Genomic DNA, 23,146 nt, shown 5'->3' on the forward strand with positions numbered 1-23,146 from the left:
TCTCTCTCCTCATGATTAGCCGACACGCGACCGGACGATAGCGAGTAACTGACGTACATCGTCCGCACGGGTGTTGCCGCTCACCTTATCAATAATCGAACTATAAATGTGAGGAATGATTTTGCTTACACCTGCATCAAGGGCGATGTGCAGAATCTCGGCGAAGTTTTCCAGATCGATGCCGCCCGTCGGTTCCAGCCAGAAATCATGGCGGGCGCAGGCGTCAGCCACCGCTTTATACTCGTCGCGACAGGTGAGTCCTCCCATCGGAAAGTATTTAACGGAGCTGCCGCCCATATCTTTGAGCAGCGCAATCGCCGTTTCTATGGGTACGATGCCGTCCGGCGCGCGGCTGCTTAGCGGGCCGGTGGAAATTTTCACCCGTCCCGGCGTGCCGGTCGGCGAGACAAGACCGTTCACCACCGTCTCGTTTTGCCCCAGCAGCGCCCGGCTGGCCCCTACGCCGGTAAACACCTGGTTGACATGCTGCGGCTGTACCTGACGCGAGATTTCGCTCACCATCGCCGACTGGTTAGGATCGCCTGCCCCCAGTCCGACGGAGAGCGCATTATCGATAAGCGCCGCATATTCACGCATATCCGCGACTGCGCTTGCCACATCCGGATAGTTTTTGGAGAGCACGCCAACCAGCACATGACCTTCCGCCGCCGCGTAGATTTCCCGGGCGTTATCTTTCGAACCGGCCAGTACGTTCAGGCAAACGCGATCGCGGTAAAAGTTAGGGGTCAGTTTCATGCTTGTTTCTCCTGATTAATCACCTCGCCAATACGACGCGCCACAATCGCTAACTGCGCGCGATCGACGCTGCGGACATCCGCTTCAATAATCCCTTCGTTGGCTTTGTATCCGCGAAAGTAAATCGCGTATTCACCTTGCTTCAGCGCGTCGACCAGTTCGCCTGTGGCGATGCCGGTAACGGCTTCATCAAACTTAATTTCCGTGCGCGCGATGTCGCGTCCGGCGCTGTCCCACACCACGCGGGCGCTGACGCCGTTAAACGTGTTCAACGTGTCGATAAAGGGCGCCATTTTTTCTACCATCTCCGCGCCGCTCTCTTTTTGCGCCCGCAGGTACAATTCAATGGCGCAGGTCAGGCCAACAATTCCCTCTTTGCCGACCTTCATCGCCCGGCCAATGCCCGCTGACTGACGTTTTACCCACTCAACATACTGCGTTTTGCCAATCACCAGCCCGCTGGTCGGCCCTTCAATCGCTTTCGCGCCGCTATAGATAACGAGATCTGCGCCCACGCGGTAGTAGCACTGCAAATCTTCTTCCGCCGCCGCGTCCACAATCAGCGGGAGATTATGCGTACGCGCCACCACCGCAGCCTGCTCCACGTTGAGCATACTTTTCTGTACGCAGTGGTGAGATTTGATATAGAGAATAGCCGCCGTGCGCGGCGTAATGGCCGCCGCCAACTGCGCGGCGGAACATTCGTTGGCGTAACCGGCTTCCACCAGTTTGCCGCCGCCCAGCGCCACCATCGTTCCCACCGGCGCGCCAAAGTTGACGTTGTGGCCCTTTGGCAGGACGATTTCGTTATTTTCAATCGGTGTAACGTGCAGGTTTTCCAGCAGCCAGTCGCTGTCCTGAACCAGTACCGCGGCAACCGACTGGGCAAGACCCGCACTGGCGCAGGAGACTACCGTCGCCCCTTCCACCTCCAGCAATTTCGCAATGTACTCGCCGGTTTTATTCACCAGATCTTTCATCTCGAAATACTGATTCATTCCGGCCATCGCCGCGTCTATCACTTCCGGGCGCGGCGTAGAGACGCCGAGCGCCGTCATACGTCCGGAGGCGTTAATCACCTGTTTTAATTGATACTTCTCAAAAATCGAAGGCATGTTCCGCGCTCCCTTGTTCGGTCATATAGCCCTTGCCTGCGCGTATCGCGGCAAGCGGCGTCAGCAATTCTTCAGCCTGTAAGCTGTCGTTTTCCGCGTCTACCAACACGGTGGGCTGGCGTTTAAGCGTAAAGAGGGTCAGGTCGGCATCCAGACCTAGCTGAAGACGCCCTTTGGTTTTCAGATTCAGGCTATCGGCGGCATTGGCCGTCACGCACGCAATGACCTGCGGCAGCGACATGCCGATGGCGAGGAATTTCGACATCACATTAGCCAGCGAATGTACCGGGCCGTTGATGCGGTTACGGCAGTAGATATCGGAACTGATGGTATGCGGTAAAATCCCCAGGCTAATAGCGCGTTTCGCCACCGCAAAGCTCAGGCTGGCGGTACCATGCCCGACATCCAGACGCACGCCGCGCGCCAGCGCTCGTGTCACCGAGGCGCGCAGCTCGCCGTCAGGCCGAAGAATACGGTTCGGCTTACCGTTGTAACAGTGGGTAATGATATCGCCCGCCGTCAGACGCTCCGCGATTTCGTCCAGATCCGGCGGGTTATTGCCAATATGTACCATCAGCGGCAGGTTGCCGTTTTCTTGCTGCATGGCTTTAGCGCGTTCCAGCGGCGTGATGCCGTTAACGCCTACCACGCTGCTGCTCATCCGCGCCTTGAGGCCGACGATAAAATCCGGATGGCGTTTTACCGCCTGCCGAACCGCATCAGCGTCAATATTGGCCATGTTAGCCAGCTCGTTTTGGGCAATAAGCCCGACGCGTGAAACATTCAGCAGCGCATAAACGTCGGTGGTCGCCTGACGAGTCAGGGTGTAAAAATCGTCAATATCATCTGCGCCAGTGCTGCCTGCATCCACCACTGTGGTAACGCCAGTGGCAATACCCACGCTGTCCGGTTCGTCATGGTAAATCGGCGATGTCGGGTAGCAGTGGACGTGAGAATCAATCCAACCCGCGCTAACGTAACACTCGCCGCGCAGGTCAATGGTTTTCACCGCCGGACCATCAACGTCACCCAACACCGCGATTTTGCCATCTTGTAGGGCAATATTAGTCAGCGTGTCATCGACCAGACGCGCATGGCGCAGGAGTAAATCAAACATCGCTCTCTCCTTTGCCGGATGGCGGCGCAACCGCCTTATCCGGCCTACAAATCAACAGTTAGCTAATCGCAATCGGGAAGATGGAACCGAGGATCATCGCGCCTAAAATCGCGCCGCCGGTAATCGGCTTCTGCCAGATATAAAACAGCAGCGCGCCCACCAGAGAGCCCAGACCAATGGGAATCGATGCCGTCATGGCGCTGAGGATAATTAACGGCCCCAGAAAACGGCCTGAAGTGTTACCGGCCCCCATCATGACGTCCGCTCCGTACGTGGAGTCGCTCTGATTAATGGTGAACTTACGCGCCAGAATAATGATGTAGCCAATCGCCAGGCCAATCACCAGACCGGTTATCAGCGAAGCGATAAAGTTCGCCACCGGGAAGACAAAGCCGGCTCCCAGCAATAACGCCGGAACCCCTAAGCCCACGCCGGTCTGAATTGCCCCGCCGATATCCAGAATTCCGACCAGCGAACCTTCGATAATGCGGGCAAATAAAAAGCTGGCGCCGAAAGCGGCGACCGCGCCGTAGACGCCGGTATCCATCCCCGCTTTCAACATCGCCACAAAAGCGACTTCGTTAAATGCGCCGATGCCGTACAGATAGTACATATGCGTCCCGGCGAAAACGCCGGAGGAGAGCAGGCCAACAAAGATCGGGAACGACCAGTCGGCATACCAAAAACCTTTATTCTCTTCCATTGTGGCCTCCGTTATTTGCCGCTGAGCGAGTTGTGGATCAGTTCAAGCCAGTTCGGTACCGTCATGTTGAAAGACTCGATCATTTTCATGTCGAAGCCGCGGAAGAAGCCGCTCAACACAAACAGCAAAACGATGGCGACCATCATCACTTTGGTGACATGGTTCCAGCCGCTCTCTTCTACGCCTTTGCCGATCAAAATACCCAGCACCAGCCCCGGTACGGCGTTCCCCATGATGAGCTGCGCCGCGCCGCCGAAAACGGTGGCCCAGAAGCCCGATTTTTTACCAGCGTCGATCGCCGCTAACCAGAAGATCACAGGCATGACGATATTGACCAGCAGGTTTGCCGCCGGTACCAGCACCTTAACCGCCGTCACCTGTAGCGCTTCTGGCACGGATGAGGCGGTCAGGTTAAGGAACGTTACGACAATCATGCCGATGACGGCGCAGGCGATCGCCATTTTTTTCGGGTCGTGCAGCGTCTCGCCGACGTTACGGTTTTTGATCATTAGCGCCGCCGCGCCCCAGTTAGGGATGATGCGGTGATCGACATCCTGGGTGAACGATCCGGCCGCCACAGACGACGCCCAGGCGTTAAAGAAGAAACCCAGCCCAAAGGAGAAGTGAGATGCCGGGTCGCCTTCACAAGAGTTGAGTTCGCCCAACGTACGGAACGCGCCCATCCCCTGCGTGGTTGGCGCGTGAAACATGCGTGCAGCCCCAGCGCCCACCCCTACGCCGACCAGCGCGCCGATAATGAGCGATTTAATTAGTATTATCAGGAACATAACTATGCCTTTTTAATAAAAATCAGCGTTTCGCGACGAAATCCACCCTGTCGAGATTGATGGCGGTCACGTTGACGGTCACATCCAGCTCCACGCTGTAAGTGCGTCGTTCCCGGCGCAAAAAGAAAAACAGAAAGGCCTCTTTACGCACCGACTCATGCGCCTGAACAATCCGCACATCCTGTGGCTCAATACGCAGTAAGATATACGGCGACTCTCTCATCACCGCCGACTGAACATGGTTCAGCGCATCGGCAAAGGCGCGTGCTTTGGCGTCGCCCTTGCCTTTTACTCTCACCGTGGTGGTGAATTGCTCTTTCATCATCAGGCGCCGTATTTCTTTTGCCACGCCTGCACCAGGCGCTCGCCGAGCTCTTCTTTATCCATAAAGCCGAAACCCAACACGTTGCAGCCTTCATTGATAGCGGTGACGCCTTCATCCACTGACCGCATTCCATATTTGGCTTTGTAGCCATGCTTGTTTTGCGCGGTGATAGCGCCCGCGCCGCCGCTGCCGCAAAATGAAATGCCGAAGGTGGCGTTTTCCGCTTTCATCACATCGCCCAGCTTCATGTCTGCCGCGACGCCCGGTACGACGACCGCGCGACCGCCCGCTTTTTCCACGCCTGCCGCTACTTTCTGGCCTTTACCCAGGCGATCGCCAATCACGACGGTAATCTGTTCCATTTTTTGCTCCTTAGAGGTTGTCTTTCGCGACTTCAAAATGTACCGATAATAGCCAGGCTTCTTCGTCAGGAAGGTTGCCAAACGCCGCCACGATTTCGCGGGCGAGCGCCATTGATTCGGCTGAGATTTCATCAAACAAGCTGGCATCGACTTCCGGTAAAGGCTCGCCGGTAATTGACCGGTGCGCCATCGCGCGAACGTGCGAGGTCAGCATTTGCGTCTGTACCGCATTGGGGACAATGTGATGCCGCCCCAGCAGGCTATCCACCTGCGTTAACACCTGTTCAGCCAGTTCGTTAATTCGCTCACCAGCATCGTGTTTTACTGCTCCGTTATCCACGCGTCTCACCCCGTTAATGGCAATGAGATAAAACTAGCGGTAAGGGTTAAAAGTTTGTAGCGAGTTATTTTCCACCTCGAAGTGGAAACGCGAGTGGGATAGGTGATCTGCGCCACAGAAAAGGCGGCATTAATGAATTATCGCCGGGAAAGTGTGAGATCTATCGCGGCATAAAGAGGAAATGGCGAAACAATGACGTTGTCGTATAAAGTGAGAAAGTGTGATGGGTATTACATTTTGCCGGATGGCGACCTACGGATAAAGCGAAGCCGCCATCCCACAAAAATTAACGATACTTCTTATGATACGTATTGCGGGTGGTTTTTAGCGCTTCCGCCGCCGCTTTCGCTTCTTTAACGTTACCTTCGTTCGCCAGCTTCAGCGCGCCATCAATTTGGCCGACCAGAATGTCAAAACCGTGACGAAAATCCTTCATTTCCGGGCTATCCGGCGCTTTATCTTCCAGCTTTGGCGGCGTAGCTTTTTGAGCATCCAGCGCGGCCGCGCGCATTTTGGTTAATGCCGCTTTCAGTTCAGGGGCACTATCCGTTTTCTCAACAACTTTCAGGTTATCATTGAGAATATCCATATTATCTTCAAGATCGGCAGCAAAAACAGCCGAACCGAATACCAGCGATGACACAGCAAGAATAGCTAACAGGCTTTTACGCATTGCTCACTTCCTTTTTTATTATTAACGATAAGTGTAATACCCTGAATAATTCGGGTCGCAGGCAGCCAACGCGCCTGCAGCCTGAAGTATGACGGGTATTATTGTCCGGCGATTTTCATCTCCGGTAACAATACCGAACCACACTGTATATTACTGCGCGTTTCAATATCATCACCCACGGTGACAATATTACGCCACATCTCTTTTAAATTACCGGCAATGGTAATTTCACTTACCGGGTACTGGATTTCACCATTTTCAACCCAGAATCCCGCAGCGCCGCGGGAGTAGTCGCCGGTAATACCGCTGACGCCCTGGCCCATCAGTTCCGTCACCACCAGGCCGGTGCCCATCTCTTTTAGCAATTGCTCAAAGTTCAGCCCCTGCCCGGCGATACGCCAGTTATGAATGCCGCCGGCATGACCGGTACTTTTCAGCCCCAGTTTGCGGGCGGAATAGTTGGTCAGCAACCATTGCATCAGTACGCCATCCTTCACAATGTCCCGGCGCTCCGTACGCACGCCTTCGCTGTCGAACGGTGAAGACGCCAGCCCTTTTAGCAGATGCGGGTGTTCTTCGATGGTTAACCATTCAGGCAGAATTTGTTTGCCCAGCGAGTCGAGCAGAAAAGTGGATTTACGGTATACCGCGCCGCCGGCAATCGCCCCGACCAGATGACCAAATAGCCCTGTCGCCACTTCATTGGCGAAAATGACCGGCGCTTTCATGGTGGAGAGCTTGCGCGGCGACAGGCGGGATAAGGTACGGCGCGCGCACTCGGCCCCGACCCATTCCGGCGCTTGCAGATCCGCCATTGCCCGACCGATGGTGTAAGCGTAATCACGCTCCATATCGCCGTTCTCTTCGGCGATGACGCAGCTTGAGAGCGAATGGCGCGTGGAGCAATATCCCTGCAACATGCCGTGGCTGTTGCCGAACACTTTAATGCCGTAATGGCTGTTAAAGCTCCCGCCTTCGGTATTGGTGATGCGTTTATCCGCCTTTAGAGAAGCCTGTTCCGCACGCGCGGCCAGTTCAATGGCTTCGTCTGGCGTAACCTCTGCCGGGTGGAACAAGTCCAGATCCGGCGCGTCAAACGCCAGCAGTTCTTTGTCCGCCACGCCTGCGCACGGGTCCGGCGACGTGTAACGCGCGATATCCAGCGCGGCCTGCACGGTACGGGCAATCGCCTGCGGGCTTAAATCCGTCGAAGAGGCGCTGCCTTTGCGGTTCTGGTGATACACCGTAATTCCCAGCGCGCCGTCGCTATTAAATTCGACATTCTCTACTTCACCATAACGGGTGCTGACGCTAATGCCGGTGGTCTTGCTGACGGCGACTTCCGCCCCATCCGATTTGCCTGAGGCTAACTCCAGCGCTGTCGAAACTGCTTCTTCCAGAATCTTACGCTGCGCTTCAACTTGTGAGATTACTTTCATTGCAAATGCCATAATGTAGAGAGAGTTTCTCTGAAGTCTAACAGAGAACCGTTTTTCAGTGCGCATCTTAACTGGTAACATTAGCCTCTTTTTTTAAGGAGCCTGACATGACAAAGCAGCCCGAAGACTGGCTCGACGACGTTCCCGGTGATGACATCGAAGACGAAGACGATGAAATTATCTGGGTCAGTAAAAGTGAAATTAAACGCGATGCCGAGGAATTAAAACGCCTGGGCGCGGAACTGGTGGATCTGGGGAAAAACGCGCTGGATAAGATCCCGCTGGACGCCGATCTGCGCGACGCCATTGAACTGGCCCAGCGTATCAAAATGGAAGGACGCCGCCGCCAGTTGCAGCTTATCGGAAAAATGCTGCGCCAACGCGACGTTGAACCTATTCGCCAGGCGCTGGACAAGCTGAAAAACCGCCATAATCAGCAGGTGGTGCTGTTTCACAAGCTTGAGCATCTGCGCGATCGTCTGATCGTCGAAGGCGATGACGCGGTAGCCGAAGTACTGACCCTGTGGCCGCACGCCGATCGTCAACAGCTTCGTTCATTGATCCGCAATGCGAAGAAAGAGAAAGAAGGCAACAAACCGCCGAAATCAGCGCGTCAGATCTTCCAGTATCTGCGCGAGCTGGCGGAAAACGAAGGGTAATTTTACACGTTGATAGCGTCTGCCGGATGGCGGCGCTGGCGCCTTATCCGGCCTACGGGAATGTACGTATTGTAGGCCCGGTAAGCGCAGCGCCACCGGGCATTTTTTACTCCACAACCAGTGCTTTTTTCGCCAGCCCATCCAGCAATTTCTGATGGATGCCGCCGAAACCGCCGTTGCTCATCACCAGGATGTGATCGCCAGGCTGTGCGGTTTTCACCACCATTTCCGCCAGCGTATCGACATCTCCACTCCAGTGAGCAGGCTGTACGCAGGCGTCCGCCACTTCTGAAACCTGCCACGGAATATGCGGCGGCTGCAGCAGGAACACTTCATCCGCACGCCCTAACGACGGCGCCAGGTCATCCTTGCATAACCCCATCTTCATCGTGTTAGAACGCGGCTCCAGCACTGCGATAATGCGCGCGGTGCCGCCCACTTTACCGCGCAGCGCCGCCAGCGTGGCCAGAATTGCCGTCGGATGGTGAGCAAAATCGTCATACACCGTCACGCCGTTCGCTTCACCGCGTAGCTCCAGACGGCGGCGGGCGTTAATAAATGACCCCAGCGCGCTGGCCGCTTCTGCGGGCGCGACGCCCACGTGGCGCGCGGCGGCAATCGCCATCAGACCGTTGTGCATGTTATGTTCGCCGACCAGGCCCCATTTCACATCGCCGACTTTTTCGCCGTCCAGCCACACTTCCCACTCGGAAGCATCCGTAGTCAGCTTCTTCGCCTGCCAGTGTCCCTGCTCGCCCACCAGCTCCTGCTCGCTCCAGCAGCCCAGCGCCATGGTCTGTTTCAGGTTGATGTCGTTTTCCGGCCAGATGATGCGCCCCTGCCCCGGCACGATGCGCACCAGATGGTGGAACTGCTTCTGGATCGCTTTCAGATCGTCGAAGATGTCGGCATGATCAAACTCAAGGTTGTTGAGGATCAACGTCCGCGGGCAGTAATGCACAAATTTAGAACGTTTATCAAAGAACGCGCAGTCGTACTCATCCGCTTCGATAACAAAAAATGGGCTCTCGCCCAGGCGCGCGGAAACCTCAAAGTTGCCCGGTACGCCGCCAATCACGAAGCCCGGTTTGTACCCGCACGCTTCCAGTATCCAGGTCGCCATGCCTGCGGTCGTGGTTTTGCCGTGGGTACCGGCGACCGCCAGTACCCAGCGGTCGCGCAACACAAAGTCATGCAGCCACTGTGGACCAGACATAAAGGGAATGTTTTTTTCCAGCACCGCTTCCACGCACGGATTCCCACGCGTCATCGCATTGCCGATAATCACCAGATCCGGCTGCGGATCGAGCTGGCTGGCGTCATACCCCTGGATCAGATCAATGCCTTGCTTCTCAAGTAAGGTACTCATCGGCGGATACACATTGGCGTCCGAACCCGTTACTTCATGACCAAGCGAGCGAGCCAGCATCGCCAGCCCCCCCATGAAAGTGCCACAAATTCCCAAAATATGAATGCGCATACGTCACTATCCTTTTTTTATCTGCGAGCCATTTTACGCACATGTCTGGCAAGTGAGAAACGCATTTCAGGTAAATCTGTACTTTGCTGGCGCGATTCACCTGAGCGCATCATCTGAAATGTTTGTTAAGATTGTTACGGTCGCTTTACTCCAATCAATTGCAGGGAAAGTGTTATGAAAACGTTAGGTGAATTTATTGTCGAAAAGCAGCACGAGTTCTCTCAGGCTACCGGTGAGCTCACTGCTTTGCTGTCGGCAATAAAATTGGGCGCCAAGATCATCCACCGCGATATCAACAAGGCCGGTCTGGTCGATATCCTGGGTGCCAGCGGTGCTGAGAACGTACAGGGCGAGGTTCAGCAGAAACTCGATCTGTTCGCGAACGAGAAACTGAAAGCTGCACTAAAAGCGCGCGATATTGTAGCGGGCATCGCATCGGAAGAAGAGGACGAAATTGTCGTCTTTGAAGGCTGCGAACACGCGAAATATGTGGTGCTGATGGATCCTCTGGATGGCTCTTCTAACATCGACGTTAACGTCTCTGTCGGTACGATTTTCTCGATTTATCGCCGCGTGACGCCCGTCGGCACGCCAGTCACCGAAGAAGATTTCCTGCAACCCGGCAACAAACAGGTCGCTGCGGGATATGTCGTGTATGGCTCGTCCACCATGCTGGTTTACACCACCGGCTGCGGCGTACACGCTTTCACCTACGATCCGTCGTTAGGCGTGTTCTGTCTGTGCCAGGAACGTATGCGTTTCCCGGAAAAGGGTAAAACCTACTCCATTAACGAAGGCAACTACATTAAATTCCCGAATGGCGTGAAGAAGTACATCAAATTCTGCCAGGAAGAGGATAGTTCAACAAGTCGCCCTTATACCTCACGTTACATTGGCTCTCTGGTGGCCGATTTCCATCGCAACCTGCTGAAAGGCGGCATCTATCTCTACCCCAGCACCGCCAGCCATCCGCAGGGAAAACTGCGTCTGCTGTATGAATGCAACCCGATGGCGTTCCTCGCGGAACAGGCCGGCGGCAAAGCAAGCGATGGTAAAGAACGTATTCTGGATATCATTCCGGAAAGCCTGCACCAGCGCCGCTCGTTCTTCGTTGGCAACCGCCATATGGTTGACGATGTGGAACGCTTTATCCGCGAATACCCGGACGCGTAATCTTTACCACCATGCGGACTAACGCATGAAGCCGCCATTGGGCAATAACATGTCCGATGGCGGCGTTGCCTTATCAGGCCCGTGATTTTTCCGGTTCTTAACCTTTGTCGTTTATGCTCCGCAACGACGCGCCAGATGAGGCGGAAACGAAAACAAGCGAAGACTTTCGGCGTGAGTTGGCTATAATACTCGCCACTTGTTTGTCATAAATTCAAAGGAAACAGACATGAGCTTACTCAACGTCCCGGCGGGTAAAGAACTGCCGGAAGATATCTACGTCGTTATCGAGATCCCGGCTAACGCAGATCCGATCAAATACGAAGTTGACAAAGAGAGCGGCGCGCTGTTCGTTGACCGCTTCATGTCCACCGCGATGTTCTATCCGTGCAACTACGGTTACATCAACCATACCCTGTCTCTGGACGGCGACCCGGTAGACGTTCTGGTCCCGACGCCGTACCCGCTGCAGCCAGGCGCCGTCATCCGTTGCCGTCCGGTTGGCGTACTGAAAATGACCGACGAATCCGGTGAAGATGCGAAACTGGTTGCCGTACCGCACACCAAACTGAGCAAAGAGTACGATCACATTAAAGATGTGAACGATCTGCCGGAACTGCTGAAAGCGCAGATCACTCATTTCTTCGAGCATTATAAAGATCTCGAAAAAGGCAAATGGGTGAAAGTTGACGGTTGGGACAACGCCGAAGCGGCTAAAGCGGAAATCGTTGCCTCCTTCGAGCGCGCAGCGAAGAAATAAGTTCGCTTTTACATAAGCGTCAAGATAAAGGCTCTCATAGTAATGAGGGCCTTTTTATTGGCTAATGAATAGAGCACAATTTTTATCATTATTAGTTTAACATTCACGGAATGAATAAGACTTTACCTGATTTTTTATTAAAAAGGGTTGAATACACTCACGCTTTCTCTAAAAAGCTTAAGATAATAATTTTTTTGTGAATTCCCGCAGACTCCCATGGACTTACGCCCTAAATATTAGCAAGCGCCAAATTCTTATTTAGTGCATAAGCCCGATTACCTTTTTAATAAGGCATCCTAAGCTCTCCCTACCAATAACCGTATTTTTAATCCAACATAACATCCGCTCAAAACACACTTTTTAATATATTTTTAAGGGCTGCCATAATTATTTACTACTTTAAGAGATTATGATGAAAAATGATATATTAATTACCGGTGGACATATCATCGATCCCGCTCGTAATATTAATGAGATTAACAATTTACGCATCATTAACGATATTATCGTTGATGCCGATAAATATCCTGTAACTTCGGAGACCCGGATTATCCATGCCGACGGCATGATCGTCACTCCCGGTCTTATCGATTATCACGCGCATGTTTTTTATGACGCGACGGAAGGCGGCGTCAGGCCTGATATGTACATGCCGCCGAATGGCGTCACCACCGTCGTGGATGCAGGTTCTGCCGGTACGGCAAACTTTGATGCCTTCTACCGAACGGTGATTTGCGCCAGCAAAGTTCGAATCAAAGCGTTTCTGACCGTGTCGCCGCCGGGCCAAACCTGGTCACAAGAAAATTATGATCCTGACAATATTGATGAAAATAAGATCCACGCGCTGTTTCGCCAGTATCGCAACGTTCTTCAGGGATTAAAACTCAAGGTTCAGACTGAGGACATTGCTGAATATGGCTTAAAACCGCTGACTGAATCCCTTCGTATTGCCAACGATTTAAGGTGCCCCGTAGCAATACACTCGACTCATCCCGTCGTTCCCATGAAAGAACTTGTCTCCTTGCTACGCCGCGGCGATATTATCGCTCATGCGTTTCACGGCAAAGGTAGCACCATTCTTACTGATGAAGGCGCTGTCTTAGCCGAAGTCCGTCAGGCAAGGGAAAGAGGCGTTATATTTGATGCCGCCAATGGTCGCAGCCATTTTTCAATGAACACGGCACGCCGGGCCATCGCCAATGGCTTTCTTCCGGATATCATCAGTAGCGATCTCTCAACCATCACTAAACTCGCCTGGCCTGTTTACGCCTTACCATGGATTTTATCGAAATATTTAGCACTCGGCGTCGCGCTTACCGATGTCATTAACGCCTGTACCCATACCCCAGCAGTTTTAATGGGTATGGCAGCAGAAATTGGTACGCTGGCCCCTGGGGCATTTGCCGATATCGCCATCTTTAAATTAAAAAACAGGCATGTTGAATTTGCCGATATTCATGGTGAAACGCTCACGGGGACGCATGTGCTGGTACCACAAATGACCATAAAATCCGGTGAGATATTATTTCGTCAAATTGATTTTGGCGCGCGGCCAAACGGAGTTGAAAAATGACCTCAATACAAAAATGGCTACGGATCGGCGCGACATTAATGTTCGGCCTTTTTGTTGCTTATCTTGACCGTTCTAATCTTTCCGTTACGTTACCTACGATTACACACGACCTGAATATTGATGGCGCAACGGCCAGCATTGTATTAACCATATTTCTTATTGGCTATGCCTTTTCAAATATTTTTGGCGGCGTATTTACCCAGCGATACGATCCGAAAAAAATAGTCATTCTGATGGTGCTAATCTGGTCGATTGCGACCGTTTTTGTCGGATTTACCTCGTCAGTGTACGTTATTTTGATTTGTCGGCTGGTGCTTGGCATTACCGAAGGCATTTATTGGCCGCAGCAGTCCCGCTTCGCCAGCGACTGGTTTTCAGACAAAGAACGGACGCAGGCGAATAGTATTATCCAGTATTATGGACAGTTCCTGGCATTAGGCCTGGGATTTATGATTTTGTCCCCGCTGGATGCTGCCTTCGGTTGGCGAAATGTTTTTATTATCACTGGTGTGATCGGCATTGTTGTTGTTGTTCCACTTTATATAACAATGCTGAAAAAACAGGAAGAAGCGCCTTATTATCGTGCGCCGGCGCCAACAGAGAAAACTAAACTTACCCTGGAATCGCTGGGCGGAACCCCCTTCCTACTTCTTATTTTTACCTACATCACTCAAGGGATGTTGTTCTGGGGAATTACGTTATGGATACCCATGGTTGTCAATTCTCTCGGCTATACCGGATTCAGTAAAGCATTGGTCAGTTCTCTGCCTTATCTGACTGCGGTTATACTGGCAATCCCTATCTCATGGATCAGTGATAAGACACAAAAGCGTGTACTTATTGCTTCACTGGGCCTACTAATCCCCGGCGTGATGTTATTTCTCCTGCCATTTGTCGATGCGCCGGGCTTTAAAATCACGCTCATTACCCTGGCGATGGGTTATTATGCCGCCAGCTTTACCCCCAATATCTGGTCGATTATCCAGTCGAACGTTAAACCCCATGCGATTGGCCCAGCCTCCGGTATTATTAATGGCATCGGCGCCGGCGGCGGCGGTACGTTGGCAGGCCTAATGGTCGGCTATTTTTACCGGACAACCGGCAGCTATATGCAGGGATTTATGGTTCTCGGATGCATTGTTATCCTGGGCGGCGCGTCATTATTGATTTACGGCAGAATAAGAGCTCACCATGCCCGGCGTTAACGCCATCAGCCAGAATGTAAAAAACAACGCCACCCGAGGGTGGCGTGTTCAGTTCAGGGCTGGTTTCTGTCTAACCAGTCACCGCTTTCAATCAGAGTTAACCCATCAACAGGACGTTGATATACATACATCCATGCGCTGCCGTAAGGCGTCTGGATTAACTGGCGTGCGTATTCACCGCCCCTGGTGCGCAAAGCATCAAGTTCGGCCAGCGTGGCGTTATCAATTCGATAAACTTCACCGTATACCGCTCCGTTTCCCGGAACTGCGCCTGGATAGTGGCCCAGACTATACAACTGGTAGTTATCGATACGGTAATCGCCAAGCAATTGGGCATTGGTCATCCAGTGACTGTTGCCTTGTTTCTGTCGTAAACTGCCATAGACAAATATTCGCATTGCTAAAACTCAAACTGATAGAGCAAATCAAGTGCCTGATCTACGCCAGACACTGCTTCCAGATATAGCTTAGGCATCAGGCGATAACGTAACGTGAGCGTCGCCAGAGAGTCAAATATCCCTACACCATACTTCACCTGTAGACCCGGCAGTACATAGCCGCTGACCACAACCTGGGACGAATCGCCCACCCCTTGCGTGTCCAGCGCCAGATTACTTACACCGAATGTCTCTCCGATTTTACCCACAACCTGACCACTTTGCGCAACCCCCAGGCCAATAAGCATGGAGGTCATTGCTGCGCTATCACTCTGATTGCTGTCCAACCCCTGCCCACGCAGCAGATAAGAAAGCGCTTCAGCCTGCGGCATCGCCGGATCGGAGAAGATTTCCGCTTTGGGTTCATCAGCAGTGCCTGTGACGCGCACACCCGCAATGACATCGTCTTCGGTGGCGTCAGGGTTACGGATCGCTTCGATATTGAGCAGCGGCTGATCCGGCGGGCCGGAGAACAGCAGCTCGCCTTTACGGACAAGCAGGTCCTGGCCGTAGGCGCGGAATCGGCCGTCAGGAATATTGATTTGACCATTCAGCCCCAGCCCCTGCTTATCCTGCGCGACTTTCAAATCGCCGGTCAAACGCGCTTTAAGCCCGAAGGCGTCGATGCGCACGTTGTTGCCGACGTGGACCGTCAGATTACTGTTGATGGGAATAGACGCTGTCTGCGGCGTTTCTGGTTGCAGGTCATTATTGAGCATAACCACATCGCTGGAGACGCCGACCGCGCTCTCCGGCAGGTCGTGCACCACAATTCGTGCCCACGGAACGTCCACACGCCCATCCAACGTGAACAGCGAAGGCGTCGCGTCAAAGACCACATCCGGCGAGACATCCAGGCGCACCATCGGCGGAACGGTAATCCGCACCCGGCTGCCTTTCGCCGTCACCCGCGCGCGCCAGTTGTCAATCTGACTCCAGTCGGCGTTACCGTTCAGGTTAATTTGCCCTTGTTGTGTTCGCACGATACCGGCGAGTGTCGAACGCGTCCCGCTAAAGTTCATGGTGAGCTGGCTCGGCTGCATCTCAAACGGCATAAAATTACCGTCAATATCCAGCGCGCTAAGCTGCAACTGACCAAACAACTGCGGGCTTTGCACATCGCCGCCCAGACGTAGCCTGGCGTTTAACATTCCCGCCGCTTTTTCGCCGCGCGAAAAGACAGGGTTGACCATCGCCAGATTGACATTGCGCATGTTGACGTTACCGCCGAGATTGCGCCGCCCCTGAGGATCGGTTACCTGCACCAGGCCATCGAATTGACCATTGTTCGTCAGGCGAATCAGCCATCCCAGCTCGGCGCGATTATTGTGCAGATCGGCGCTGAGGTTCAGCGTCTCAAACGCGACCGGTAATGGCGCGTCATTGACGGTCTGCGTGACCTTCACATTACGACCGGAAAGCGTGACCTTCCCCTGCGGCAATCCCTCCTGGGTGGTGTCCCACGACACGTCCGCCTTCCCGCTAAAGATCCCGCTGGCCTGCGTGGTATCAGGCATAAATGGCTTCAGCATCGCCAGATCAAAGCGGTTGAGATTGACCACCGCCCGTCCTGCGGCGCCCGCATCAATGGTTTGCGGGATGCACAGCTCGGCGTTCGGGTTCAGCCAACAATGCGGCCCGATACTGATTTTCTGTTCTTTATTACGGTAGTCCAGCGCAATCGCGCGGGTCAACGACCATGGCCCCACTGGCGTCTGGAAACGGGTGTCGCTTACTGTCCCTTTCCAGCGCGCCGCCTCGCGATCAAAACTGCCTGTCAGGGAAAGTTGACCGGATACCGGTTCTCCCTGAACACGGAGCTGTAGCTGATGCTGCTTCTCGCTGCCTTTGGCGTCAAGCGTCACCAGATTGATGTTAACGTCGGGCTGCGAAATCCGCTCTACGCGAACGTTGAGATGGCCCGCTATCTGATCGGTGGATTTAATATCGCCCTCAATGCGCGCCTGGGCGACAGACAGCTCCTGCCAACGCAGACCGCGGGCGGTGATATCCGCCAACAGCTGCGGCGCTTCTACCGTACCGCGGACTTTAACGATTCCTTTTGCCATGCCGCCCAGTCCTGGCAGCGCATTATCCAGCCCCGGCGCATCGATGGCGGCGTCAAGATTCAGCTCCTTAACGCCAAGCTCGCCTTTTATATCGGCGCTGTTTGGGCCCAGCGCAAGGTGCAGCCCCGGGATCGTCCACTGCATGTAGCTGTTGCCCTTTAGCGTCCCGTTGACGTTAACGCTGTTCTGCTTCACATTGCCGGTCAGCTTGAGCTCCGGGACATCCATCTGCCAGGTGCCGCCGTAGAGGCTGCCTTTGGTTTTCATGACGCCGTTAAGCTTCGCGGGCCAATCCGGGATCTCTTTAGCGGTATTGATGCCATTCAGCGTCAGTTCGCCACGCCAGCTAATCGCCTGCTGCCAGTCCACCAGCGCTTTCAGTTCGGTTTTTCCCTCCAGAGCGGCGACGGTGAGTTTATCGAGATTAATCTGCCGCTCATTCCCTTTAGCATCCAGCGTAATGGTCGCCGGCGGAATATCTTGTCCTTTCACGGCGGTTCGCATCGACAACGTATAGTCGGTCATCTTACCGCTCAGTTTGAGCTTCAGATCGTCAGCCTGAAACTGGGTATCACCCGTCAATGGCCAGGCAATGCGTTGGCTGACGACTTCAAGATTGAGCGGTAAACCGGCCTCCGCCAGCCGCGTCTGGGCGCGAAGCGCGACATCCATCGGCCCGGAAAGGTTCACCCCGACCTCCAGTTGTTCGCGTAACGCGCCGCCGACCTTGAGTTTTATCTTTTCACCCTTTAGCGGATCGATATTCAGCGTACTGTTGAGCGTAATATCAACCGGCCAGTTATTGGCGAGCTGCGCCGTACCGGAGGCTTTCACCGTGCCCTGGTTGGCGTCGATATCCAGAGTATCCAGCTTCATATTACCGTCGATACTGCTGACTTTAAGCAGCATCGTGCGCACCGTCAGATCGGTATCGCCGGTGATGCGTAGCTGCTCGCCGCGAAATGACTCGATATTCAGATTGAGCGGCAGGTGAACATCGGTCATCTCCGGCATTACTGGTTTTGCAAACAGATCTTTTAGCGTTTCGCCAAGCGGCTTTTCATCCGGTTGAGGTTTCTCGATTTTGGGTTCAACCACCTCTTCCTGCGCCACGTCAGCGACCTTCGGCAGCGCGATCAGCAATCCCTGAAGCCGCGTCGGTTTCAGGGTCAGGTTTTTCTCCTGCCATGCCAGCCCGGAGGTAAAATCCAGCACCGAAACGGTAGTGTCATCAATCTTGATATTGATGTTATTCAACGCCACGCGCGACAGCGTGATGGGCCAGGGCGTGGAGAGGTTCAGCGGTCCGCTTTCTTCCTCTTCTTGCGCCGGTTCGGAGGGTGGCATTTTTTTGCTGTCGATAGCGACATTAATGTCTTTTAGCGCCAGATCATTGACGCACAGGCTACTGCGCCACAGGCAATCAAGCCCGACGGCCAGATGAATTTCGCCCGCATTCACCGCAACGCCCGGCTGCTCATAGCGGATATTTTTTAACGATAAGTCCCGCCAGCCGCCGGTGACCTGCCCAATCTCCAGCCCCGGCACCCAGCGGTTCGCCGCACTGAATACCAGATGCAGCCCCGTCGTCGTCCCGACCAGAAACGCAACGCTCGCCAGTAACACCACAATGAAAATCAACACGCCGAGGCTTATTTTCTTCCATAAACTCATAATTCAGGCCCCAGACCGATATAAAACTGTAAACCGTGTTCGTCTTTGTCGCCGACCGGTACGGCAAAATCGAGTTTGATAGGCCCAACCGGCGACGCCCAGCGCACGCCGACCCCGGTCCCGGTTTTGAAATCGCTACGGCGAATATCACTCACCGCCTCGCCGCTATCGACAAACACTGCCCCCCACCATTTGCCAGTGACGTTATACTGGTACTCCAGCGATCCGGTTGCCAGTTTTGAGGCGCCTTTAAGATTGCCGTCGCTATCTTTAGGCGAAATAGATTTGTATTTATAGCCGCGAATACTGCGGTCGCCCCCGGCGAAGAAACGTAAATCCGGCGGAACTTTGTCGAAATCACCGGTTTCTATCCAGCCCAAATTGGCGCGCATCACAAAACGGTGGCGATCGTACAAAGTCCGAATCCAGACGTTTTGCGCCTGCAGCACGGAGAAATCCACGTCGGAGCCCCAGGCCGTATTCGAATAGTCTACTGAATAGCGCTGCGAATCGCCCCAGGTTGGCATCAGTCCCCCTCGCGAGCGGGTTCGGCTGATCATCACGCCCGGGTAGAACAGCATGGTGGTATTGGTGACGTTCCCCTGGGTAAAGTGGTCGAAACTCCAGCGCAGGTTAATCGCCCGCTGCCAACCACTGGAAAGGTCCCAGTAACGCGACACGGCAAGCGTGGTCGAGTCCTGCTCCGTATCATTCAAATCGGTACGTTTAAAACCGCCCTGTACCAGATAGTATTGCTCCAGCGGGTTTTTCAGCAGCGGCATTTTATAACTAAAATCCAGCACCTGTTCCGGCGCAGAAATACTGGTGCTGGTGGTCAGACTATGACCGTAAGAGTTCATCCACGGTTTTTTCCACGACGCTTTCACGCGCGGCCCGACGTCGGTGGAGTACCCCACCCCGGTTTCAATCGTATTTTCGGTTCGCGGCGATACCACGCCTTTTAACGGCAGAATTTTTGTTTTACGCGATTTCTCAAATTCCGGCGCCACCACGACAGAATTAAACCATCCGGTAGCGGAAAGTCGGCGGTTTAGTTCCGCCAAATCTTTCGATTCGTACTCATCGCCCTCTTTAAACGGCAACAGATTTTGTAAATATTCATCACGAATCTGCGAACCTTCGAAGGTGACAGGTCCGAAGCGATAGCGCTCACCGCTATCATAATCAATATCCCAAAACGCCTGATGGCAGCCCAGAGCAATTCCCAACTGACTTTTAACGAATTCGCTGTCGAAATAGCCTTTACGTAGCGACACGCTGGTTAACGACTTTTTAAAATTGTCATAGTCTCCCTGGTTCAGCACCGTGCCGATTGCCGGACGCGTTTTCAGTAAGGCCAGATAATCTTTGTCCGTGCGCGCGCCGCCGCGTAAAATGACTTCTGTACCGCCAATCAACACCGGCTGGCCGGGCGTAACCCTGGCGATTAATACCTGCCGTCCTTTCGCAGGCGGTGGAAGCAAGTCGAATTTGATAGTGGGTTCGTAATAGCCTAACGCTTTAAGCCCTTCGCGAATCGCATCATCAACTCGGGCGCGAAAGCGCCGATCCGGCGTCACCTCATCGCTCTGAATCGTAGAGAGCTGTGCGCGAACGTTTTTTTCCAGCTCTCCGGATAGCCCTTCGACTTTCAGACGAACATTTGCGGCTACCGCAGAACTGCTCAGGCACAGTAAGCTAACCCAACATAACTGACGGATATGTGGCACATTTTCTCCTGAATATCCCCTATTCCCACCCCTGGAAAAAATCACACTACCGCTCCGCGGCTTAACATAAAATCAACAATTTCGATTGAAAAGCAGACGACTGCCCAAATATTTCTTATGGTTAAATCCAGATACATTAATGTTGTTATTGTGTGCAAAGATGCGTCTCGTTACAACCTTAACGCCAATTAACGCTTTCGGGAGAATAGCTCATGAGTTTATTTGATAAAAAACATCTGGTTACTCAAGCAGATGCGTTACCAGGACGCAACACCCCGATGCCGATCGCCACTCTGCATGCGGTAAATGAACACTCTATGACCAATGTCCCTGCCGGGATGGAGATCGCCTACTTCGCTATGGGCTGTTTCTGGGGCGTAGAACGTTTATTCTGGCAATTGCCCGGCGTATATAGCACCGCGGCAGGGTATGCAGGCGGTTACACGCCTAATCCAACCTACCGGGAAGTCTGTTCCGGGCAGACCGGTCATGCCGAAGCGGTACGGATAGTGTACGATCCTGCCGTTATCCGTTATGAGCAGCTTTTACAGACCTTCTGGGAAAATCACGATCCGACGCAGGGGATGCAACAGGGTAACGATCACGGTACGCAATACCGTTCTGCGATTTATCCCTTAACGCCGGAACAGAATGCCGCCGCTCACGCCAGTCGCGAGCGCTTTCAGTCGGCAATGGCCGCCGCCGGAGACCATCGCCCGATTACCACGGAAATCGCCCATGCGACGCCGTTTTACTACGCCGAAGATGAACACCAACAGTATCTGCACAAAAATCCATACGGTTACTGCGGGATTGGCGGGATCGGCGTTTGCCTGCCGCCTGACGCGTGACGACGCAGGCGTAGGGGGAACTTGTCGGAGTTGAAAATGAACCCTCTGGCGACTTTACAGTAGCTTACGCTATACTAGCCCTGAACTTATCGGCTCACTGCTACGAGCCGGTTTTCATTAAACGTTACCACACGGATTTATAAACTTCCCTTCCGAGGATCTGGCGTTTCGCCGGATAAGATATGTTAAACAGTATATTCATTATATTCTGCCTGATCGCTGTAAGTGCGTTCTTCTCCATCTCCGAGATCTCGCTTGCCGCATCACGTAAGATTAAACTTAAGTTATTAGCTGATGAAGGCAGTATCAACGCACAACGCGTATTGAAAATGCAGGAAAATCCCGGCATGTTTTTCACCGTTGTGCAAATTGGCCTGAACGCCGTCGCTATTCTTGGCGGTATCGTCGGCGATGCGGCATTTTCGCCCGCCTTTTCCGCCCTTTTCTCGCACTATATGTCGCCAGAACTCTCCGAGCAGCTGAGCTTTATTCTCTCCTTCTCGCTGGTGACGGGGCTGTTTATCCTGTTCGCGGATTTAACCCCGAAACGCATCGGTATGATTGCGCCAGAAGCTGTGGCTTTGCGTATCATCAACCCGATGCGCTTCTGCCTGTTCGTTTTTCGCCCGCTGGTGTGGCTGTTTAACGGCATGGCAAACAACATCTTCCGCCTGTTCAAAATTCCAATGGTGCGGAAAGACGACATTACTTCTGATGATATTTACGCAGTGGTGGAAGCCGGCGCGCTGGCGGGCGTCTTGCGCAAGCAAGAGCACGAACTGATTGAAAATGTGTTTGAACTTGAATCCCGCACCGTACCGTCTTCTATGACGTCGCGCGAAAGTATCATCTGGTTTGATCTGCACGAAGACGAACAAAGCCTGAAGAAAAAGGTCGCCGAACATCCGCACTCAAAATTTTTGGTGTGTAATGAAGATATCGACCACATCATCGGCTATGTAGACTCCAAAGATCTGCTGAATCGCGTGCTGGCGAACCAAAGTATGGCGCTGAATAGCGGCGTGCAAATTCGCAATACCTTGATTGTGCCGGATACGCTGACCCTTTCTGAGGCGCTGGAAAGTTTCAAAACGGCGGGCGAAGATTTCGCGGTCATTATGAATGAATACGCACTGGTCGTCGGTATCATTACGCTGAACGATGTGATGACCACGCTAATGGGTGACCTGGTCGGCCAGGGACTGGAAGAGCAAATTGTGGCGCGCGATGAAAATTCCTGGCTGGTTGACGGCGGCACGCCGATTGACGACGTCATGCGCGTGCTGGATATCGATGAGTTTCCGCAATCCGGCAACTATGAAACCATTGGCGGCTTTATGATGTTTATGCTGCGCAAGATCCCAAAACGCACTGATTCGGTGAAGTTTTCCGGCTACAAATTTGAAGTGGTGGATATCGACAACTACCGTATCGATCAGTTGCTGGTGACGCGTCTCGACAATAAAAGCAACGTACCGGCGCCGAAACTGCCCGATGCAAAAGACAAAGAAGACAGCGCGGCCTGAAATCCGTTTGCCAGAAACATCAACGGCTCCTGATTCAGGAGCCGTTTTTTTTTACTTTTTTAACCTACTGCATAGCACTTTTGGTTACGCCATCTCAGTTTGCAGACGCATAACCTGACGGTTAACTTCAGACATCACAGACAAGTGCTGCTTGTCTCTCACTTTTGGGATAAGAATCTTACCCTTATCGAACTCAAAAGCGCCAACATCCTTGATATATAACCGTCCACGGAACAGGATCTTCACGTACTTCGCCACCTGTAGCGGGTTGTAGCGTTGGAAAATTTTCATTGTTGTCTCCTGCAGAGTATTACGCCCTTGCGGTGCCACAATCGGCCCAACAGTTTTAAGGCGCAAATTTTAATGCCATATGACTATAGACCATATCTACGTC

The 23,146-nt window shown here is 53.2% G+C and carries 22 protein-coding genes; 7 read left to right on the forward strand and 15 right to left on the reverse strand.

Going from position 1 to position 23,146, the window contains the following annotated elements; genetic code table 11:
* Positions 1-15: 15 nt before the first annotated feature.
* The 10 genes from J1G48_RS19800 to pmbA form a co-directional block, all read right to left on the reverse strand.
* The gene (locus J1G48_RS19800; RefSeq protein ID WP_000779259.1) at positions 16-756 is read right to left on the reverse strand and encodes a KDGP aldolase family protein; all 741 of its coding nucleotides are present in this window, start codon (positions 754-756) and stop codon (positions 16-18) included.
* On the reverse strand, positions 753-1,871 hold the full coding sequence (locus J1G48_RS19805; protein ID WP_001139169.1) for a DgaE family pyridoxal phosphate-dependent ammonia lyase: 1,119 nt from the start codon (positions 1,869-1,871) through the stop codon (positions 753-755). Before J1G48_RS19805 ends, J1G48_RS19800 begins: the two co-directional genes overlap by 4 nt.
* Positions 1,855-2,988, reverse strand: a complete 1,134-nt coding sequence (locus J1G48_RS19810) for an amidohydrolase/deacetylase family metallohydrolase (RefSeq protein WP_000459957.1) — start codon at positions 2,986-2,988, stop codon at positions 1,855-1,857. Before J1G48_RS19810 ends, J1G48_RS19805 begins: the two co-directional genes overlap by 17 nt.
* Before the next feature lie 58 nt (positions 2,989-3,046).
* A complete protein-coding gene (locus J1G48_RS19815; RefSeq protein ID WP_000392127.1) occupies positions 3,047-3,691 on the reverse strand; it encodes a DUF4310 family protein in 645 nt (214 codons plus the stop codon).
* Positions 3,692-3,702: 11 nt separating this feature from the next.
* Entirely contained in the window at positions 3,703-4,479 is a 777-nt protein-coding gene (locus J1G48_RS19820; RefSeq protein ID WP_000478578.1) for a DUF4311 domain-containing protein, read from the reverse strand.
* A gap of 22 nt (positions 4,480-4,501) precedes the next feature.
* Positions 4,502-4,804 (reverse strand): DUF4312 family protein, encoded by a 303-nt coding sequence (locus J1G48_RS19825; RefSeq protein ID WP_000975187.1) that lies wholly within the window; start codon positions 4,802-4,804, stop codon positions 4,502-4,504.
* A complete protein-coding gene (locus J1G48_RS19830; RefSeq protein ID WP_000435389.1) occupies positions 4,804-5,166 on the reverse strand; it encodes an SFCGS family glycine-rich protein in 363 nt (120 codons plus the stop codon). Before J1G48_RS19830 ends, J1G48_RS19825 begins: the two co-directional genes overlap by 1 nt.
* A 10-nt stretch (positions 5,167-5,176) precedes the next feature.
* Positions 5,177-5,515, reverse strand: coding sequence for a glycine dehydrogenase (locus J1G48_RS19835; protein ID WP_001255104.1), 339 nt, complete (start codon positions 5,513-5,515; stop codon positions 5,177-5,179).
* A 277-nt stretch (positions 5,516-5,792) separates the two neighbouring features.
* The gene (gene cybC / locus J1G48_RS19840) at positions 5,793-6,179 is read right to left on the reverse strand and encodes a cytochrome b562 (protein WP_001232231.1); all 387 of its coding nucleotides are present in this window, start codon (positions 6,177-6,179) and stop codon (positions 5,793-5,795) included.
* A 98-nt stretch (positions 6,180-6,277) separates the two neighbouring features.
* On the reverse strand, positions 6,278-7,630 hold the full coding sequence (pmbA, locus tag J1G48_RS19845) for a metalloprotease PmbA (RefSeq protein ID WP_000852993.1): 1,353 nt from the start codon (positions 7,628-7,630) through the stop codon (positions 6,278-6,280).
* Between the two features lie 95 nt (positions 7,631-7,725).
* On the opposite strand from pmbA, the gene yjgA reads away from it, so the two are divergent.
* On the forward strand, positions 7,726-8,277 hold the full coding sequence (gene yjgA, locus J1G48_RS19850; RefSeq protein WP_000166287.1) for a ribosome biogenesis factor YjgA: 552 nt from the start codon (positions 7,726-7,728) through the stop codon (positions 8,275-8,277).
* Between the two features lie 106 nt (positions 8,278-8,383).
* Here yjgA and mpl read toward each other — a convergent pair whose 3' ends face one another.
* The gene (gene mpl, locus J1G48_RS19855; protein WP_001219836.1) at positions 8,384-9,757 is read right to left on the reverse strand and encodes a UDP-N-acetylmuramate:L-alanyl-gamma-D-glutamyl-meso-diaminopimelate ligase; all 1,374 of its coding nucleotides are present in this window, start codon (positions 9,755-9,757) and stop codon (positions 8,384-8,386) included.
* Positions 9,758-9,931: 174 nt separating this feature from the next.
* Here mpl and fbp point away from each other — a divergent pair, with 174 nt between their 5' ends.
* From fbp to J1G48_RS19875, 4 genes are all read left to right on the forward strand, one after another.
* A complete protein-coding gene (fbp, locus tag J1G48_RS19860) occupies positions 9,932-10,930 on the forward strand; it encodes a class 1 fructose-bisphosphatase (protein ID WP_000853764.1) in 999 nt (332 codons plus the stop codon).
* 226 nt (positions 10,931-11,156) lie between these two features.
* On the forward strand, positions 11,157-11,687 hold the full coding sequence (gene ppa / locus J1G48_RS19865) for an inorganic diphosphatase (protein WP_000055079.1): 531 nt from the start codon (positions 11,157-11,159) through the stop codon (positions 11,685-11,687).
* Positions 11,688-12,096: 409 nt separating this feature from the next.
* Positions 12,097-13,260: a metallo-dependent hydrolase gene (locus J1G48_RS19870; RefSeq protein WP_000977208.1), complete on the forward strand. Its 1,164-nt coding sequence runs from the start codon at positions 12,097-12,099 to the stop codon at positions 13,258-13,260.
* On the forward strand, positions 13,257-14,465 hold the full coding sequence (locus J1G48_RS19875) for an MFS transporter (protein WP_000200803.1): 1,209 nt from the start codon (positions 13,257-13,259) through the stop codon (positions 14,463-14,465). The genes J1G48_RS19870 and J1G48_RS19875 overlap by 4 nt, the downstream gene beginning before the upstream one ends.
* 53 nt (positions 14,466-14,518) lie before the next feature.
* On the opposite strand, the gene J1G48_RS19880 is transcribed toward J1G48_RS19875, so the two are convergent.
* From J1G48_RS19880 to tamA, 3 genes are read right to left on the reverse strand one after another with little or no spacing between them, the layout of a single operon-like run.
* The gene (locus J1G48_RS19880; RefSeq protein ID WP_001219167.1) at positions 14,519-14,863 is read right to left on the reverse strand and encodes a gamma-glutamylcyclotransferase; all 345 of its coding nucleotides are present in this window, start codon (positions 14,861-14,863) and stop codon (positions 14,519-14,521) included.
* Between the two features lie 2 nt (positions 14,864-14,865).
* Positions 14,866-18,645: an autotransporter assembly complex protein TamB gene (tamB, locus tag J1G48_RS19885; RefSeq protein WP_000060826.1), complete on the reverse strand. Its 3,780-nt coding sequence runs from the start codon at positions 18,643-18,645 to the stop codon at positions 14,866-14,868.
* Positions 18,642-20,375: an autotransporter assembly complex protein TamA gene (tamA, locus tag J1G48_RS19890; RefSeq protein ID WP_001120233.1), complete on the reverse strand. Its 1,734-nt coding sequence runs from the start codon at positions 20,373-20,375 to the stop codon at positions 18,642-18,644. The genes tamB and tamA overlap by 4 nt, the downstream gene beginning before the upstream one ends.
* A gap of 212 nt (positions 20,376-20,587) precedes the next feature.
* Between tamA and msrA the strand changes: the two genes are divergently transcribed.
* Both msrA and J1G48_RS19900 read left to right on the forward strand, forming a co-directional pair.
* Entirely contained in the window at positions 20,588-21,226 is a 639-nt protein-coding gene (gene msrA / locus J1G48_RS19895) for a peptide-methionine (S)-S-oxide reductase MsrA (protein WP_000051467.1), read from the forward strand.
* Positions 21,227-21,408: 182 nt separating this feature from the next.
* Positions 21,409-22,752, forward strand: coding sequence for a hemolysin family protein (locus tag J1G48_RS19900; protein ID WP_000934972.1), 1,344 nt, complete (start codon positions 21,409-21,411; stop codon positions 22,750-22,752).
* Between the two features lie 84 nt (positions 22,753-22,836).
* On the opposite strand, the gene J1G48_RS19905 is transcribed toward J1G48_RS19900, so the two are convergent.
* Entirely contained in the window at positions 22,837-23,043 is a 207-nt protein-coding gene (locus tag J1G48_RS19905; RefSeq protein ID WP_000689229.1) for a DUF1107 domain-containing protein, read from the reverse strand.
* Positions 23,044-23,146 lie beyond the last annotated feature (103 nt).

Source organism: Salmonella sp. SAL-020, assembly GCF_017372215.1.
Lineage (GTDB): Bacteria > Pseudomonadota > Gammaproteobacteria > Enterobacterales > Enterobacteriaceae > Salmonella > Salmonella enterica.

What these genes read in the sequence shown, in the direction of transcription:
- J1G48_RS19820 (WP_000478578.1), bottom strand. Translation starts at nt 4,479, where the DNA reads ATGTTCCTGATAATACTAATTAAATCGCTCATTATCGGCGCGCTGGTC.
- msrA (WP_000051467.1), top strand. Translation starts at nt 20,588, where the DNA reads ATGAGTTTATTTGATAAAAAACATCTGGTTACTCAAGCAGATGCGTTA.
- yjgA (WP_000166287.1), top strand. Translation starts at nt 7,726, where the DNA reads ATGACAAAGCAGCCCGAAGACTGGCTCGACGACGTTCCCGGTGATGAC.
- cybC (WP_001232231.1), bottom strand. Translation starts at nt 6,179, where the DNA reads ATGCGTAAAAGCCTGTTAGCTATTCTTGCTGTGTCATCGCTGGTATTC.
- J1G48_RS19825 (WP_000975187.1), bottom strand. Translation starts at nt 4,804, where the DNA reads ATGATGAAAGAGCAATTCACCACCACGGTGAGAGTAAAAGGCAAGGGC.
- ppa (WP_000055079.1), top strand. Translation starts at nt 11,157, where the DNA reads ATGAGCTTACTCAACGTCCCGGCGGGTAAAGAACTGCCGGAAGATATC.
- fbp (WP_000853764.1), top strand. Translation starts at nt 9,932, where the DNA reads ATGAAAACGTTAGGTGAATTTATTGTCGAAAAGCAGCACGAGTTCTCT.
- J1G48_RS19900 (WP_000934972.1), top strand. Translation starts at nt 21,409, where the DNA reads ATGTTAAACAGTATATTCATTATATTCTGCCTGATCGCTGTAAGTGCG.
- J1G48_RS19875 (WP_000200803.1), top strand. Translation starts at nt 13,257, where the DNA reads ATGACCTCAATACAAAAATGGCTACGGATCGGCGCGACATTAATGTTC.
- J1G48_RS19805 (WP_001139169.1), bottom strand. Translation starts at nt 1,871, where the DNA reads ATGCCTTCGATTTTTGAGAAGTATCAATTAAAACAGGTGATTAACGCC.
- J1G48_RS19810 (WP_000459957.1), bottom strand. Translation starts at nt 2,988, where the DNA reads ATGTTTGATTTACTCCTGCGCCATGCGCGTCTGGTCGATGACACGCTG.
- pmbA (WP_000852993.1), bottom strand. Translation starts at nt 7,630, where the DNA reads ATGGCATTTGCAATGAAAGTAATCTCACAAGTTGAAGCGCAGCGTAAG.
- J1G48_RS19905 (WP_000689229.1), bottom strand. Translation starts at nt 23,043, where the DNA reads ATGAAAATTTTCCAACGCTACAACCCGCTACAGGTGGCGAAGTACGTG.
- J1G48_RS19830 (WP_000435389.1), bottom strand. Translation starts at nt 5,166, where the DNA reads ATGGAACAGATTACCGTCGTGATTGGCGATCGCCTGGGTAAAGGCCAG.
- J1G48_RS19880 (WP_001219167.1), bottom strand. Translation starts at nt 14,863, where the DNA reads ATGCGAATATTTGTCTATGGCAGTTTACGACAGAAACAAGGCAACAGT.
- J1G48_RS19815 (WP_000392127.1), bottom strand. Translation starts at nt 3,691, where the DNA reads ATGGAAGAGAATAAAGGTTTTTGGTATGCCGACTGGTCGTTCCCGATC.
- J1G48_RS19800 (WP_000779259.1), bottom strand. Translation starts at nt 756, where the DNA reads ATGAAACTGACCCCTAACTTTTACCGCGATCGCGTTTGCCTGAACGTA.
- tamB (WP_000060826.1), bottom strand. Translation starts at nt 18,645, where the DNA reads ATGAGTTTATGGAAGAAAATAAGCCTCGGCGTGTTGATTTTCATTGTG.
- J1G48_RS19870 (WP_000977208.1), top strand. Translation starts at nt 12,097, where the DNA reads ATGATGAAAAATGATATATTAATTACCGGTGGACATATCATCGATCCC.
- mpl (WP_001219836.1), bottom strand. Translation starts at nt 9,757, where the DNA reads ATGCGCATTCATATTTTGGGAATTTGTGGCACTTTCATGGGGGGGCTG.